Here is a 15,802-nt window from a genome sequence, read left to right as displayed (position 1 = left end):
TCGTACGGCTAAAACAAGATACAAAATATGGGTTGTAACAGTTGTTCAACCGGCAAGGATGGGCAGCCGCGTGGATGCAAGAATAATGGTACTTGTGGCACAGACAGCTGCAATAAATTAACAGTGTTTGACTGGCTTTCAAACATGTCCCTGCCCAGTGGTTCCCAACCATTTGATTGTGCCGAAGTTCGGTTTAAAAATAGCAGGAAAGAGTTTTTCAGAAATACAGAAAACCTCTCATTGTCTATTGGTGATATTGTGGCCACACAGGCCAAATCTGGTCATGACATTGGCATTGTTACCTTAACAGGAGAATTGGTAAAAGTACAGATGAAGAGGAAAAAAGTCTCTGATTCTGAAGAAGAAATACCTAAAATTTATCGTAAAGCAACTCAAAAGGACATAGACAAATGGCAAAAGTGCCGGGATAAGGAGGAGGAGATAAAGAAGCGTTCGAGGGAAATGGCCATTTTGTTAAAATTGCAGATGAAAATCTCTGATGTGGAATTTCAGGGAGATGGTTCCAAAGCAACTTTCTACTATACCGCCGAAGAACGGGTAGATTTCCGACAATTGATTAAGGATATGGCTAAAGCCTTTGGCATCCGCATAGAAATGAGGCAAATTGGTTATAGGCAAGAAGCCCAAAGACTAGGTGGCATTGGTTCTTGTGGGAGGGAATTATGTTGTTCAACCTGGTTATCAGATTTCCGTTCAGTAAGCACTTCTGCTGCAAGATATCAGCAACTCTCTCTTAATCCTCAAAAATTAGCTGGGCAATGCGGGAAACTAAAGTGCTGTTTAAACTACGAATTGGACTTGTATTTAGAAGCATTGGAAGATTTTCCTTCGCTGGATAGTAAATTACTCACCGAAAAGGGAATTGCCTTTTGTCAGAAAACGGATATTTTTAAGGGGCTATTATGGTTCTCCTATAAAAATGACCCATCTAACTGGCATGTTCTCAGTAAGGAGCAGGTCCATGAAATACTGGATAGTAACAAAAGGAAAAAACCGGTAGCCAGCCTCGAGGAATTTGCAGCTGAAAATATTGAAGAAGAAGAATTAATTTTCGAAAATGTTGTAGGACAAGATAGCCTTACACGATTTGATCGCCCTAAACGGAAGAACAAGGGAAGAAAAAATAAGAAAAGAAGGAATAATAGAAAAAGACCTGCCAAAAATGCCTAAAAGGATTTTCTTTTTAATTAGTGTTCTATTGATATTGGCATGTGATAATAACCTGGTGCATTCAGAATTTCAGGCGAATCCGGGAGGAATTTGGGCAATAGATGACACCAAGGTGTTTAGCTTCACTCAAAATGACACTATTCAGGCAAATGATATGTTTATTTCTGTAAGAAATGATGAATCGTTTCCTTACAGTAATCTTTTTTTAATTACAGATCTCAAATATCCAAATGGCGACATCCAAAGAGACACTTTGGAGTATGAAATGGCCATGCCAGATGGTAAATGGCTCGGCAAAGGATATGGGAGCATAAAAGAAAATAAACTTTGGTATAAGGAAAACATCATTTTTCCCGTTATGGGCGTATATACATTACAAATTTCCCATGCAATGCGTAAAAATGGTAATACAGAGGGAGTTGTGGAACTAAATGGCATTACGGATGTCGGTTTCTTAATTGAAAAGCATAATTAAATTATGGCAAAAACCCCTAAAAAGAAGAATCCCAATAGTTTTTTTAAGTTTATAAAATGGTTTTGGATACTATTTGCCTCAGGTCTGTTTTTGGCATTTTTGATTTTTCTAATGGCTTCCTGGGGAGTCTTTGGCGAAATGCCCACATTTGAACGGCTCGAAAATCCACAGACAAATTTAGCTACTGAGATCATTTCTTCAGATGGTCAAACCCTTGGAAAGTTTTATTTAGATGACAATAGAACCCCGGTGTCTTATAATGATTTGCCTCAGAACTTAGTAAATGCCCTGGTCGCTACGGAAGACGCCAGATATTACGAACATTCCGGGATAGATGCAAGAGGTACACTTAGAGCAATGGTATTTCTTGGAACGCGAGGCGGAGCAAGTACTATTTCACAACAATTATCCAAATTATTATTTACTAAAAGGATATCTGGTGGAGTCCCGGGAAGAATTATTCAAAAAGTAAAAGAATGGGTAATAGCCATACGGCTGGAGAGGCAATATACCAAAGAAGAAATTATTGCCATGTATTTGAACACCTATGATTTCATTAATAATGCCGATGGAATACGTTCCGCAGCAAGAATATATTTTGGGAAAGAACCGGCGGATTTAAAGACCGAAGAATCGGCCGTACTGGTTGGCATGTTAAAAAATTCTTCGCTCTATAATCCTATTCGCAGAAGCGAATTGGTCTTAAATAGGCGCAATACGGTTTTAGGCCAAATGGCCAAGTACGACTACCTTACTGAAGAACAAAAAGATTCCCTGCAGGCCTTAAAAATGGATATCAACTTTACGCCTGAATCACATAGAGATGGTTTGGCTACCTATTTTAGAATGTACTTACAAGGGTTTCTTAATGAATGGATTGAAAAGAACCCCAAACCAGCCGTCGAAGGCGAAAGAGATCGTTGGAATATTTATTTAGATGGTCTTAAGGTATATACCACAGTGGATTACCGGATGCAAAAAAATGCGGAGGACGCCGTGAAGCAGCATATGAAAAGACTCCAGAAAGAGTTTTTTCATCAAAATACACCTGAAAGAAATAAAACAACACCTTTTCTGGATCTTACTACAGAAGAGACCGACCGAATTATGGAACGCGCAATTAGAACTTCCGAACGTTGGAGGATAATGAAGTCAAATGGGGTATCTGAAAAGGAAATCAGGGAGTCTTTTACCAAAAAAACGGAAATGACCGTATTTGATTGGGATAGTGAGACCCAGGAAAAGGATACCGTAATGACCCCCTTAGATTCGATAAGGTATTATAAAACATTCCTAAGAGCTGCAATGATGTCGATGGAACCGCAAACAGGTCATGTAAAGTCTTGGGTAGGTGGACTTAACTATAAGCATTTTCAATATGACAATGTAATTCAGGGTGCTAGACAGGCCGGCTCAACTTTTAAGCCATTCGTCTATGCTGCGGCCATTGATCAACTGAGATTATCCCCCTGTGACTCCCTGCCGGATAGTCAATATTGTATAGAAGCTAATAAGCATGGTAATCCTGAACCATGGTGTCCCAAAAATGCCGATGGTAAATTTTCAGGAAAGATGTATACTTTAAAACGCGCACTTGCCAATTCTGTTAATTCGGTAACTGCCCAATTAATAGACAGGGTTGGACCTAAACCTGTCGTGTCCATTGTAAAAGACCTTGGTTTAACGGGAGAAATTCTTGAAGTTCCATCAATAGCGTTGGGAACACCGGATTTTAATGTATACGAAATGGTTGGGGCTTATGGTGCTTTTGTGAATCAGGGCGTGTATGTAAAACCAGTTTTGGTTACAAGAATAGAGGATAAAAATGGCGCAGTACTTTATGAGTATGTTCCTGAAACCAAAGATGTACTAAGCAAAGAGGTAGCTTATGCAATGGTTAATTTAATGGAAGGAGTCACAGAAGGGGGCTCAGGAACCAGATTAAGACATTCCTTCAATAAAGACCAAACGGTATATAAAGAAATTATCACTGGTTATCCTTATGAATTTACAAATCCTATTGCAGGTAAAACAGGGACCACACAGAACCAAAGTGATGGCTGGTTTATGGGGATGGTACCCAATCTGGTAACCGGTGTATGGGTTGGAGGTGAAGAAAGGGCAACACATTTTAAATCCATTACATATGGTCAGGGAGCGTCCATGGCCCTGCCTATCTGGGGGTTGTATATGAAGAGCAATTATGCCAATGAAGAATTAGGAATCTCCATGGAAGAATTTCCAAAGCCTGAGGAACTTACCATAAATGTTGATTGTTCAAAAGTAGATGAAGAAGGCCCGAAAAAAATAGATAATCTTAAGGATGACCTTGATGATCTTGATTTTTAGAAGATCATTCGGATTTAAATAATTATCAAATTAAACTAATCCCGCTTTTTTTGCGGGATTTTTTATTTAAAAATGTACTTTAGTACTGCTGGGAAATTACACATTTAATTACTTTGTCAAGTACATATGATACGAAAAACAGTACCCAATGTAGAGGAGGCTCTAAGTGGTGTCAAAGACGGAATGACCTTTATGCTGGGCGGTTTTGGACTTTGTGGGATACCGGAGAATGCCATTTCTGAGCTTGTTCGATTGAGAATAAAAAATATTACCTGTATAAGCAATAATGCGGGCGTTGATGATTTTGGCCTGGGGTTATTATTGCAGAATCATCAGATTAAAAAAATGATCTCCTCCTATGTTGGTGAAAATGATGAATTTGAACGACAGATGTTAAGTGGAGAATTAGATGTTGAACTTACCCCACAAGGAACCCTTGCAGAAAAGTGTAGGGCAGCGCAGGCAGGATTCCCTGCGTTTTATACACCCGCCGGTTACGGAACTGAAGTTGCTGAAGGCAAGGAAACGAGGGACTTTAATGGCAAAATGTACGTCCTTGAGAAAGCGTATGAAGCCGATTTCTCTTTTGTTAAAGCCTGGAAAGGGGATGAAGCAGGCAATTTATTATTTAAAGGAACCGCGCGTAATTTCAATCCTTGCATGTGTGGAGCGGCAAATATTACTGTTGCTGAGGTAGAAGAATTAGTGCCGGCCGGTAGTCTTGATCCCAATGAGATTCATATTCCCGGAATTTTTGTTCAAAGAATATTTAAGGGAGAGCAGTACGAAAAAAGAATAGAACAACTTACGGTAAGATCACGTAATTAAATACGATGTAAGGCCTATATTATGCTGGATAAAATTGGTATAGCAAAAAGAATTGCAAGAGAAGTGAAGGATGGATACTATGTAAACCTTGGAATTGGTATTCCAACTTTAGTTGCTAATTATGTCAGAGATGATATTAGTGTCGAATTTCAAAGTGAAAATGGTGTTTTGGGAATGGGTCCTTTTCCTTATGAAGGTGAAGAAGATGCTGATATAATTAATGCAGGGAAACAAACCATTACTACCTTACCCGGAGCTTCATTTTTTGATTCTGCCACTAGTTTTGGAATGATCCGCGGCAAACATGTTGATCTTACAATTCTCGGCGCTATGGAAGTTGCTGAAAATGGAGATATTGCCAATTGGAAAATCCCGGGTAAAATGGTGAAAGGAATGGGTGGAGCCATGGATCTTGTGGCATCGGCAGAGAACATCATTGTGGCAATGATGCACACCAACAAAGCCGGAAAATCCAAGCTCCTCAAAAAGTGTTCCCTCCCACTCACAGGTGTCGGTTGTGTAAAAAAAATAGTAACAAACCTGGGTGTTCTGGAAGTTACCCCTGATGGATTTAGTTTACTGGAGAGGGCACCGGGGGTGAGTGTTGAGGAGATTAAAAACGCAACGGAAGGAACACTAATCATTAAAGGAGACATTCCTGAAATGACCGTTTAACGATCAAAACAGGCACTTCATCGATAAATAAAAAGGTGTTACTTTTTTCACAACAATTTGCGGATACTTCACAACATATTTTTAGATACTTAAATCACATAATATATCTTTATACCATATTAATTAAACCCCAAATCTTATATTAAATTCCAAAAGCTATGGACGCACAATTTAACCACAGACCTATTGAAGAGGAAATCCAAGTTTACCGAAATGATTTTTTTAGCGGTATAGTAATGTTGACCAGAAAACTGTTTATGTTTTAAAAGGGAAACAAAAAAATATTTTAAGGAGTAAAGCATTACGTTTTACTCCTTTTTTTATTTTAGGGGAAATGTTATTGGTATGGAACTTAAATTTTTTAAATGTTCTATTTCTGATTTGGATCAGTTAATTGCCCTTTCCAGAGAGACCTTTATTGAGGCTTTTGAAGCTGTAAATAATCCTGAGGATTTTAAATCCTATATGCAAAAAGCGTTTTCGAAGAAACAGTTAAAAAGGGAATTAGAGGATATGCATATGACTTTTTATTTTGTAACTCAGGAAAATGAAATTTTAGGCTATTTTAAGTTAAATGAAGATGTAGCACAAACGGAAACAAAAGATAAGCATGCTATAGAATTGGAAAGAATTTATGTAAAAAGAGCCTATCAGGGTAAAAAAATTGGTGAATGGATGCTAAATCAAATTAAACGTATCGCTGTCGATCAAAATAAAAGCTATTTATGGCTGGGTGTGTGGGAGAAGAACCACAATGCCATTAGATTCTATGAAAAGAGCGGCTTTATGAAGTTTGGAAGACACCCTTATTATATTGGTAGTGATAAACAAATGGATTGGCTAATGAAGTTTGATTTGGTTAACTTGGTAAAATAATTGAATCATCCATGTATCTAAAAAGAATTCTCCTTGTCCTTTCATTAGTTTCCATAAGTACAATTACTGCCCAGCAAGACTACTATTTCCCCGAGCGGAATGCCGTTTGGCAGGAAAAACCCCCAAAGGCTATGGGTTTCAATGAAGGGAAGCTTCTGGAGGCCGTTGATTTTGCAAAAAACCATGAGTATTCTGGTTCAAGAGATTTAAGGATTGCTATTTTGAAGGGATTTGAAAGGGAACCTTTTCATAAAATTTTAGGACCTACTAAGAAACGAGGAGGTCCTGCGGGGATAATTATAAAGGACGGCTATATAGTTCAAAAATGGGGTGATATTCAACGTGTTGATATGACCTTTAGTGTAACCAAAAGCTTCTTATCTACTGTAGCGGGACTTGCAAAAGATAATACTCTTATAAGAAGCACGGACGACGAGGTAGCCACCTATATCTGGGATGGCACATTTGCCGGAGAACACAATAGTAAAATTACCTGGAAACATCTACTCCAACAGAATTCAGATTGGTCCGGTGAATTATGGGGAGGAAAAGATTGGGCAGACCGGCCTCCAAAAGAAGGAAATTTAGATGAATGGAAATTCAGGGAACTCCGTGAACCGGGAACCGTAATGGAATATAATGATGTACGTGTAAATGTACTTGCATACGCTTTAACTCATGTTTGGAGAAAACCTTTGCCTGTGGTAATTAAAGAGCGAATAATGGATAAAATAGGAGCTTCAACCACTTGGCGATGGTATGGTTACGACAATGCGTGGACTGTAATTGATGGAATTAAAATGAATTCTGTAACAGGGGGGGGTCATTCCGGAGCAGGAATATTTATTAGTGCTGAGGACATGGCGCGTTTTGGCTTGTTATTTTTAAATAATGGCAAATGGGGTAAGGAACAACTACTAAGTGAAGCTTGGATTGAAGAGGCACTTACGCCTTCTGTTCCCAATATAAATTATGGTTATATGTGGTGGCTTAATAAAAAGGGGGATCGTCATTGGGAAGGACTCTCCGAGGATATTTATTATGCTGCTGGTTTTGGAGGGAATTTTATTGTCATTGATAAGGCCAATGATCTGGTTGTAATCACAAGATGGCTGGAACCTTCTAGGATTGGAGATCTGATGCGCCTAATTCAGGATGCTGTGGCAAACAAATAGTAATTTCTATACTTAAAAGAACTGGTTTACACCTAATGCCTCTTTGCTAAATGCTTATAATAATTTCGGCGGCCTTGAGAAGGGTTTCCGAGGTTTTTGCAAAACATACGCGAATCTGTTTATTATCTGCCAGGTCCTTGTTAAAAACAGAAATTGGAATACAGGCAATACCGGAATCTTTAACCAATCTTAAAGCGAAATCGAGATCATTTTCGTCTGTAATTTCGGAATAATCCAGGAGTTGAAAATAGGTTCCCTGTGTAGGTGTAAATCTGAACCTGGAGCCTTGAATTGCATTTAAAAACAAGTCTCGTTTTTCCTGATAGAAAGGACTAAGATTTAAATAGTGAGCTGGTTCTTTGAGATATTCAGCAAGAGCCCTTTGGAACGGATGATTTACACAAAAAACGTTGAACTCATGAATTTTCTGAAATTCCTGCATTAATTCTGCAGGTGCAGCGCAATATCCCATTTTCCAACCCGTGGCATGAAAAGTTTTACCAAATGAGGCACAAACAAAACTCCGGGAAGCAAGGTCGGGGTATTTAGAAGCACTTTCATGTGTGTTGGAATCAAATACGATATGCTCATATACTTCATCACTTAGCAAAATGATATTTGTGTCTTTGAGACAATTTTGAAGTGCCAACATATCTGATTTTGAAAAGACCCTTCCACTAGGATTATGCGGGGTATTAATAATAACCATCCTGGTCTTTTCATTAAGATGTGCTTTGAAATCATCCCAGTCTACCTGATAGTCCTTACCACTTAATTGAATTAGTACAGGTATACCACCATTGGCGATAATAGCTGGTTCATAGCAATCATACGCAGGTTTAAGCACGATAACTTCATCATTTGGCCAGACAAATGCCGAGATGGCTGTAAAAATGGCTTGTGTTGCACCTACAGTTATGGTGATTTCAGATTGTGGGTGGTACTTAGCGCCGTATAGGAGTTCAATCTTTTGAGCAATAACTTCCCTAAGCGGATAGATACCTCCTAAAGGAGCATATTGATTATACCCGTCCTTCATTGATTTTGTTACCAATTGGATGAGAGTGGGGTCGGGTTCAAAATTTGGAAAACCCTGTGAAATGTTAATTGCATTATGTTCCTTAGCAAGGTTACTCATCGTACTAAAGATTGATTCTGGCAGTTGAGGTAATTTTGAAGTAAGATGGTGTGCAGAAGAATTCATAGCGATACTATTTAGGTATAAACATATATAAAGATACAGGGATATTCCAAATAAAAACCCCGGATAGGTTTTATCCGGGGTTGCAAGTAATATATGCTCTTCTCTTAACCTTTTATTGATGCGCTTAAATACTCTCTGTTCATTCTGGCAATATTTTCAAGAGATATACCTTTTGGGCATTCTATCTCACATGCACCGGTATTCGTGCAGTTGCCAAAGCCTTCCAGATCCATTTGCCGAACCATATTTTGTACGCGTTCCGTGGCTTCTACTCTACCTTGAGGAAGCAGGGCAAACTGTGATACTTTAGCTGATGTAAATAACATAGCACTGGCATTTTTACAAGCCGCCACGCAGGCTCCACAACCAATGCAAGCTGCTGCATTAAAAGCTTTATCCGCATTTTCTTTCCTTATGGGGATATTATTGGCATCAACGGTATTACCTGATGTATTTACAGAAATAAAACCCCCGGCTTGCTGAATACGTTCAAATGCATTTCTATCTACAATCAAATCTTTGATCACGGGAAAAGCTTTGGCTCTAAAAGGTTCTATTACTATAGTATCCCCATCTTTAAAACTTCGCATATGAAGCTGACAGGCTGTAATAAGTCTATCGGGGCCATGGGGCCTTCCATTTATTTGAAGCGAGCATGTCCCGCAAATACCTTCGCGACAATCATGATCAAATTCAATAGGCACCTCTCCTTTTGAAATTAAATCCTCGTTTAATATATCCAGCATTTCCAGGAAGGACATATCCCCTTCAACACCATTCATGGTATAGTCTACTATTTTTCCTTTTGAGGAAGCATCTTTTTGACGCCATATTTTAAGATAAATCTTCATAGCTTATTATTTATAGGAACGCGTCTTTAATTCAATATTTTCATATACCAATTCTTCTTTGTGCAATTTGGCATCTTTAGGTTCCCCTTTATATTCCCAGGCCGACACAAATTTGAAATTTTTGTCGTCACGTAAAGCTTCACCTTCAGGGGTTTGATACTCCTCTCTAAAGTGACCTCCGCAAGACTCATTGCGCTCCAGCGCATCCATAGCAAAAAGTTCTCCAATCTCTAAGAAATCAGCAACGCGGCCTGCTTTTTCTAATTCCTGATTTTTGTCATTCGCATTTCCGGGAACTTTTACATTCTCCCAAAAATCCTTCCTCAAGGCAGAAATTTCATTTATGGCCTCCTTCAGTCCTTCCGCATTCCTGGACATACCGCATTTATCCCACATGATTTTACCCAGTTTTTTGTGATAGTAATCAACAGAATTTGTTCCATTAGCAGACATAAGTCTGTTAATCTTATCCATAACATCTTTCTCAGCCTTATTAAATTCTTCAGAATCTGTTGGGATAGGCCCGGTTCTAATATCGTCTGCCAAGAAGTCACCAATGGTGTAGGGTAAAACAAAGTAACCATCTGCTAAACCTTGCATTAAAGCAGAAGCCCCAAGCCTGTTTGCTCCATGGTCGCTAAAATTAGCTTCCCCTGCTGCGTAACAGCCTGGTATGGTAGTCTGTAAATTGTAATCAACCCATAAACCACCCATGGTATAATGCACTGCAGGATAAATCATCATTGGTGTTTTATATGGATTTTCATCCACAATTTTTTCGTACATCTGGAATAAGTTTCCATATTTCGCTTCAACGACAGCCTCTCCAAGTTTCCTGACTTGTGCATCGTCTGCATTTGTCAATCCGGATGTAAGGGCCTTTTCGCTTCCATAGCGCATTATAGCTGCATCAAAATCCAGATATACAGCCTCTCCTGTTTTATTTACTCCGTAACCTGCATCGCAACGTTCTTTAGCAGCCCTTGAAGCTACATCGCGCGGTACCAGATTTCCAAAAGCGGGATATCTTCGTTCTAAGTAGTAATCTCTGTCCTCTTCTTTTAATTGTGTGGGCTTTAATTTTCCTTCCCTGATAGCCTGGGCATCTTCTAACTTTTTTGGCACCCATATCCGCCCGTCATTCCTAAGCGATTCGGACATCAGGGTAAGCTTGGATTGATGTTCGCCAGAAACCGGGATACAGGTAGGATGAATTTGTGTAAAACAAGGGTTAGCAAAGAAAGCACCTCTTCGGTGAGTTCGCCATGCGGCCATTACATTAGCCCCCATACAATAAGTAGATAGAAAAAATAAATTTCCATATCCCCCTGATGCAATTACAACAGCATGTGCCGAATGTCGTTCAATTTCTCCGGTGATTAGATTTCTGGCTATAATTCCTCTGGCTTTACCATCAACAAGCACTAAATCTAACATTTCATGTCTTGTATACGATTTAATCTTTCCACGATGTATCTGCCTGTTCATTGCAGCATAAGCACCTAATAATAATTGCTGGCCGGTTTGTCCTTTGGCATAAAAGGTCCTTGAAACCAAAACCCCACCAAATGATCTGTTATCTAATTGACCACCATAGTCGCGGGCAAATGGGACCCCTTGTGAAACACACTGATCTATGATATTTCCTGATACCTCGGCCAGGCGATATACATTGGCCTCACGAGAGCGATAATCCCCTCCCTTTACGGTATCATAAAAAAGACGGTAGTCACTGTCACCATCACCTTGATAATTTTTTGATGCGTTGATTCCACCTTGAGCCGCAATAGAGTGAGCACGCCTCGGTGAATCCTGGTAACAAAATGTTTTAACATTGTAACCTAATTCGGCAAGGGAAGCGGCAGCAGAACCTCCTGCCAGACCAGTGCCCACAACAATGACATCTATATTTCGCTTATTTGCTGGATTTACTAAATCTATTTCATTTTTATGTTTCGTCCATTTCTCAGCTAAAGGCCCTGATGGAGTTTTTGAATCAAGAATTCCCATAATTAATGCGTTATAGGGTTAAGATGATGATATATAGCAATAAAGACAAATACCAAAGGAATTACAACTGCATAGATCTTGGTAAATGATTTGATAGAAGGGGTATATTTATTATTTAAACCCATACTTTGGAAAGATGAAGCAAAGCCATGCCACAAATGGAGGCTGAGCAACCCAAAAGAAACAACATAAAGGACCGTGCGCCACATAGGAGCAAATTTCTCAACAGTTTCCGCATAATATCGCGTAGGATCTTCAGGGTTAACCTGTATATATTTATAAGTCATTTCATGGATCCAAAAGTCGTAGAAGTGCAAACCAAGAAAGGCAAGAACAACCAGGCCGGTAATTATCATATTCCGTGAGACCCATGAAGCATTGGCTGCTCCTTTAAATTTCGTGTACTTTATGGTCCTGGCCTGCGTATTTTGGTACTCAAGAACAATACCCATTACAAAATGCACTATTACTCCAATAATTAACAGGGGTTGCATTATGTATTGCACCAACCCATTATAACCCATAAAATGGGACCATTGGTTAAATGTGTCGGGAGAAATTACTGAGGTGAGATTAATGGTTACATGAAGTGCCAAAAACAAAACCAAAAAAAGACCCGAAAGTGCCATTACCATTTTTCGGGCTATGGACGATTTAATCAGTGAACTCATTAGCTAAATTTTAAGATGTCAAATTTACGGTAAGAGGAAATCATTAACAAATTTCCAGACCTTTTAGCATGGTATTTAGATTGAATTTAAGAAAATACAGAGGGATTGGCTCACTTTAAAAAGAATCTGTTTTGTAAAGCGAAGAATTTTAGCTCAAACAAATCTTTAAAATATGGGAATGATTATTCTTTCTCCTTATTATCTCCCATATCAGATAGTTGTATAGAAAGTGCATTTGTAGAGAGTTGTACTTCAACCAGAGACAAAACCAAAGAAATCATAAGTGCCAGCAGACTAATACCAAAGATGAGGTTGGCCCAGAAATCTTGTTCTATATAAATAAGAAACATTGTAATGGCACTGAAGAGGAAACTTAAAATGGCAACTGCCTGCATGTTCTTTATGATAATGAGTCGTCTTTCCAATTGTCGGACCTGTATTCCCAAACCACGCGACGCCTTTTCCTGATATTGTTTATGCAATTGCCTTATCAGTGCCGCAATCGCCAAATATCTGGCATTATAAGCCAACATACTCAACGAAATGGCCGGAAATAAAAGTGCGGGAATACTTAGGGTTAACTGCATATAATTTAGGTTTATTCAATTTTAAAATTAATTCTTTGACTTATTTTACCTGACGATATTTCTACCTCATAAGTACCTATGGGTAAATAGGTTTTTCCATCTTTCGCCGTTTTAAGCTTCACTTTATTTTTTTTCAAATAATCCAGTTTTCCTTTTTTAGAAAAAGCGACATCATAGGACATAATATTCAATCCTTGGTCTGCTTTCAGCATTGATTCGCTCACAACCGTTTTATCAGAAGAAAAAACCTTTGCCGAGAAATCCGTTGTTGTTTTTGAATAAAACACAACGTCTAATCCGGGTGTATTTGGTTTTGACCAGGAACTGTAAGGATTACCCCATCTTTGAGAGTGCTTTAAGTTGTCGGGTTTAAAAACATGCAACTCCTTTTCCAGTATTTTTTTGTTCAGTTCCTGTAAATATGAAATATTTGCCCGATATATACTTCGTCCATGTGTCCCCACTAACAGGTCTTTAGCCTCTGACTGTATGACCAAATCGTGTATAGCTACATTTGGAATTCCATTTTGAAATAATTCCCAGGAAATACCCTGATCGATCGACATGTATAACCCATTATCTGTACCTATAAACAAGAGATTTTCATTTTCAGGATCTTCCAGTATTACATTCACAGGTGACGCTGGAATATTAGCAGCAATATTTTTCCAGGAATTACCATAGTCATTACTCATATAAGCATAAGGCGTAAAATCATCATTTCTGTAGCCGTTTAGGCTCACATATATCCTTTCTTTTTTATGCTTTGAAGCTACAACCCTGCTTATCCAGAGATTTTTCGGAAGCCCACCTGATATCAAATCCCAACTACCCCCATTATTTTTGGATAGATGAACGAGACCGTCATCACTGCCTGTATAAATCAACCCAAATTTTAATGGAGATTCACTGATTGTGGTTAAAGTGCCATAGGCGACATTACCTTTTTTACCTCCCTCTGTAAGATCGCCGGAAATTACTTCCCATGTATCACCCTGATTAAGAGAGCGGTGCAATTTATTGCTTCCCAGATAAAGAATATCCTGGTTATGCTCAGAAAGCAATATGGGTGTTTGCCAATTAAAGCGGTAAGGTTGCTCACCAAGTTCATGTTTGGGTTGTATGCCGGTGGTTTTGTCTTCATTTAAATTCAAACGATAATAGTTGCCAAATTGAAATCCGGTGTAAACAATATTTGAATTCCTTTTGTCTATCTGGACCTGCATTCCGTCACCTCCCAGAATCATTTTCCAGGGGTATTGTCCTTGCTGGTGCCATTTACTATTTTCTTCAGAATCATGGGCGCCTTTCCACACACCATTATCCTGGAGCCCCCCATAAACATTGTAGGGTTTTTCATAGTCAATATTAATGGCATAAAACTGGCCTACGGCAGGGGTATTATTTTTAATCCAATTAGCTCCGTTATCATAGGAGATATTTACTCCGCCATCATTTCCATTAATCAGGTGACCCGGATTTTTCGGATTTATCCAGAGTGCGTGATGGTCTGCATGTACATTATCCCCGTTAATGGAAGTAAAAGATTTACCACCATCGCCAGACTTTATTAGGGGTACGCCACCTAAATAAATTTTATTCTTATCTGAGGCATCTACTCTTATCTGTGCAAAATAATATCCATAGCTATAAAAAAGATCATCAATATATTTTTCATTTCTCTTATTCCAGGTCAATCCCCCATCTTCACTTCTATATACTTCGGCTCCTACAACCGGGGTATCAAATAGTAAGGAATTGGCATTTTCAAGATAGCTGGCAAGATCCTTAGGTTTAGCAGTGCCACTCTTAATAAGCTGCTTAACATTCTCAGCCTTGTATTTTTCCTGAAATCCATTTCTTTTCAGGTACTTATCCAACTCCTTATTATCCAGCTTTAGAAAGGTGTCAATAGTCATGGATTTAAAATCATCTTTAGTGAGTCTGTCTGTTTCATCAGGATCAACGTCCTCCTTCGCTCTTCGAAACTGACTGTCCAGTACTGCATAGATGGTATTTTCATCATATACAGCTAATCCAATACGGCCCACATTTTCTCCGGAGGGGAATCCACTGTTTTCGGCACTTATCTTGCTCCAGCTACTACCCCCATCAATACTCTTATAAATTCCGGAACCACCACCATTTCCTTTAAAATTCCATGCTTTTCGATCTTTTTCCCAAGCCGCTGCATACATTATATTAAAATTACCGGGCACAAAAGTTACGTCAATAATACCGGTCGCATCATTTATATAAAGGGTCTTTTCCCAGCTAGCACCCCCATCAGAAGTTTTATATATTCCGCGTTCCTCATTATTAGTATATAAATGTCCTGTTACACCCACGACCAACTCGTTGGGGTTATTTGGATTTATTACAATCCTGCCTATATGGTGCGAATCCAAAAGCCCTTTGGTCTGCCAGGATTTACCTTTATCATCAGATTTTAGAAGACCAATCCCGGCATATGAAGATCGTGAAGCATTATTCTCCCCGGTTCCAACCCAAATGGTCCCGGAACCCCAATGGACTGCTATATCTCCAATATTTTGTGTGTCCGAATTATCCATTACAGGAGAAAAGGAAGTACCGTTATTGGTAGTATACCAAAGACCACCCGAAGCATAGGCCACATAAAATTCCGTAGGATCATCAGGATTTACATCAATATCTACAACTCTTCCGCTCATGATAGTCGGGCCAATACAGGTAAATGAAATATTTTTAACCAGGGAATTCGTTTCCATTTGCTTTTTGAGGGTCAAAGCTTCCTGGATGTTTATAGATTGACCTGATGCTGTTTGTAGTGAGCCAATAAAAAGAGTTATAAAAGCAAATATGAGCAGATGTAATTTCATGAATTCAGAATAAAAATTAGTGTGTGAAAATATGCATTTGTTGCGGCGC

General features: G+C 38.9%; 13 protein-coding genes. 7 read left to right on the top strand and 6 right to left on the bottom strand.

Annotated features, from left to right (window positions below; all coding sequences use genetic code 11):
• Positions 1–27 precede the first annotated feature (27 nt).
• The 7 genes from ricT (at position 28) to Q0X77_RS10070 (ending at position 7,569) form a co-directional block, all read left to right on the top strand.
• Positions 28–1,191 carry a regulatory iron-sulfur-containing complex subunit RicT gene (gene ricT / locus Q0X77_RS10100; RefSeq protein ID WP_297796816.1) on the top strand — a complete coding sequence of 388 codons (1,164 nt, stop codon included), beginning with the start codon at positions 28–30 and terminating at the stop codon, positions 1,189–1,191.
• On the top strand, positions 1,184–1,666 hold the full coding sequence (locus Q0X77_RS10095) for a gliding motility lipoprotein GldH (RefSeq protein ID WP_297796814.1): 483 nt from the start codon (positions 1,184–1,186) through the stop codon (positions 1,664–1,666). The genes ricT and Q0X77_RS10095 overlap by 8 nt, the downstream gene beginning before the upstream one ends.
• 3 nt (positions 1,667–1,669) lie before the next feature.
• Positions 1,670–4,015, top strand: a complete 2,346-nt coding sequence (locus Q0X77_RS10090) for a transglycosylase domain-containing protein (RefSeq protein WP_297796812.1) — start codon at positions 1,670–1,672, stop codon at positions 4,013–4,015.
• Positions 4,016–4,141: 126 nt separating this feature from the next.
• Positions 4,142–4,843, top strand: coding sequence for a CoA transferase subunit A (locus Q0X77_RS10085; RefSeq protein WP_297796810.1), 702 nt, complete (start codon positions 4,142–4,144; stop codon positions 4,841–4,843).
• Between the two features lie 21 nt (positions 4,844–4,864).
• On the top strand, positions 4,865–5,518 hold the full coding sequence (locus Q0X77_RS10080; RefSeq protein ID WP_297796808.1) for a CoA transferase subunit B: 654 nt from the start codon (positions 4,865–4,867) through the stop codon (positions 5,516–5,518).
• A 345-nt stretch (positions 5,519–5,863) separates the two neighbouring features.
• Entirely contained in the window at positions 5,864–6,394 is a 531-nt protein-coding gene (locus tag Q0X77_RS10075) for a GNAT family N-acetyltransferase (protein ID WP_297796806.1), read from the top strand.
• A gap of 11 nt (positions 6,395–6,405) precedes the next feature.
• The gene (locus tag Q0X77_RS10070) at positions 6,406–7,569 is read left to right on the top strand and encodes a serine hydrolase (protein WP_297796804.1); all 1,164 of its coding nucleotides are present in this window, start codon (positions 6,406–6,408) and stop codon (positions 7,567–7,569) included.
• A 46-nt stretch (positions 7,570–7,615) separates the two neighbouring features.
• Here Q0X77_RS10070 and Q0X77_RS10065 read toward each other — a convergent pair whose 3' ends face one another.
• The 6 genes from Q0X77_RS10065 to Q0X77_RS10040 all read right to left on the bottom strand — a co-directional run bounded on the left by Q0X77_RS10065 (position 7,616) and on the right by Q0X77_RS10040 (position 15,753).
• The gene (locus Q0X77_RS10065; protein ID WP_297796802.1) at positions 7,616–8,773 is read right to left on the bottom strand and encodes a methionine aminotransferase; all 1,158 of its coding nucleotides are present in this window, start codon (positions 8,771–8,773) and stop codon (positions 7,616–7,618) included.
• A 104-nt stretch (positions 8,774–8,877) separates the two neighbouring features.
• On the bottom strand, positions 8,878–9,624 hold the full coding sequence (locus tag Q0X77_RS10060; RefSeq protein ID WP_297796800.1) for a succinate dehydrogenase/fumarate reductase iron-sulfur subunit: 747 nt from the start codon (positions 9,622–9,624) through the stop codon (positions 8,878–8,880).
• Between the two features lie 6 nt (positions 9,625–9,630).
• Positions 9,631–11,634 carry a fumarate reductase/succinate dehydrogenase flavoprotein subunit gene (locus Q0X77_RS10055; protein ID WP_297796799.1) on the bottom strand — a complete coding sequence of 668 codons (2,004 nt, stop codon included), beginning with the start codon at positions 11,632–11,634 and terminating at the stop codon, positions 9,631–9,633.
• A gap of 2 nt (positions 11,635–11,636) precedes the next feature.
• On the bottom strand, positions 11,637–12,305 hold the full coding sequence (locus Q0X77_RS10050) for a succinate dehydrogenase cytochrome b subunit (protein ID WP_297796797.1): 669 nt from the start codon (positions 12,303–12,305) through the stop codon (positions 11,637–11,639).
• Positions 12,306–12,487: 182 nt separating this feature from the next.
• Complete coding sequence (locus Q0X77_RS10045; protein WP_297796795.1) at positions 12,488–12,892, bottom strand: DUF2721 domain-containing protein; 405 nt, start codon at positions 12,890–12,892, stop codon at positions 12,488–12,490.
• Between the two features lie 11 nt (positions 12,893–12,903).
• On the bottom strand, positions 12,904–15,753 hold the full coding sequence (locus Q0X77_RS10040; protein ID WP_297796793.1) for a glycosyl hydrolase: 2,850 nt from the start codon (positions 15,751–15,753) through the stop codon (positions 12,904–12,906).
• Between the last annotated feature and the right edge of the window lie 49 nt (positions 15,754–15,802).

Origin of the sequence: uncultured Eudoraea sp. (assembly GCF_947258925.1) — a bacterium.
Classification (GTDB): Bacteria; Bacteroidota; Bacteroidia; order Flavobacteriales; family Flavobacteriaceae; genus Eudoraea.
The sequence above is the reverse complement of the archived record's forward strand: the minus strand, read 5'-3'. Positions and strand labels throughout refer to the sequence as shown.

Coding starts and splice junctions, on each gene's coding strand:
- Q0X77_RS10060 (WP_297796800.1), bottom strand. CDS start 9,624: ATGAAGATTTATCTTAAAATATGGCGTCAAAAAGATGCTTCCTCAAAA.
- Q0X77_RS10080 (WP_297796808.1), top strand. CDS start 4,865: ATGCTGGATAAAATTGGTATAGCAAAAAGAATTGCAAGAGAAGTGAAG.
- Q0X77_RS10090 (WP_297796812.1), top strand. CDS start 1,670: ATGGCAAAAACCCCTAAAAAGAAGAATCCCAATAGTTTTTTTAAGTTT.
- Q0X77_RS10050 (WP_297796797.1), bottom strand. CDS start 12,305: ATGAGTTCACTGATTAAATCGTCCATAGCCCGAAAAATGGTAATGGCA.
- Q0X77_RS10055 (WP_297796799.1), bottom strand. CDS start 11,634: ATGGGAATTCTTGATTCAAAAACTCCATCAGGGCCTTTAGCTGAGAAA.
- Q0X77_RS10065 (WP_297796802.1), bottom strand. CDS start 8,773: ATGAATTCTTCTGCACACCATCTTACTTCAAAATTACCTCAACTGCCA.
- Q0X77_RS10040 (WP_297796793.1), bottom strand. CDS start 15,753: ATGAAATTACATCTGCTCATATTTGCTTTTATAACTCTTTTTATTGGC.
- ricT (WP_297796816.1), top strand. CDS start 28: ATGGGTTGTAACAGTTGTTCAACCGGCAAGGATGGGCAGCCGCGTGGA.
- Q0X77_RS10045 (WP_297796795.1), bottom strand. CDS start 12,892: ATGCAGTTAACCCTAAGTATTCCCGCACTTTTATTTCCGGCCATTTCG.
- Q0X77_RS10075 (WP_297796806.1), top strand. CDS start 5,864: ATGGAACTTAAATTTTTTAAATGTTCTATTTCTGATTTGGATCAGTTA.
- Q0X77_RS10070 (WP_297796804.1), top strand. CDS start 6,406: ATGTATCTAAAAAGAATTCTCCTTGTCCTTTCATTAGTTTCCATAAGT.
- Q0X77_RS10085 (WP_297796810.1), top strand. CDS start 4,142: ATGATACGAAAAACAGTACCCAATGTAGAGGAGGCTCTAAGTGGTGTC.
- Q0X77_RS10095 (WP_297796814.1), top strand. CDS start 1,184: ATGCCTAAAAGGATTTTCTTTTTAATTAGTGTTCTATTGATATTGGCA.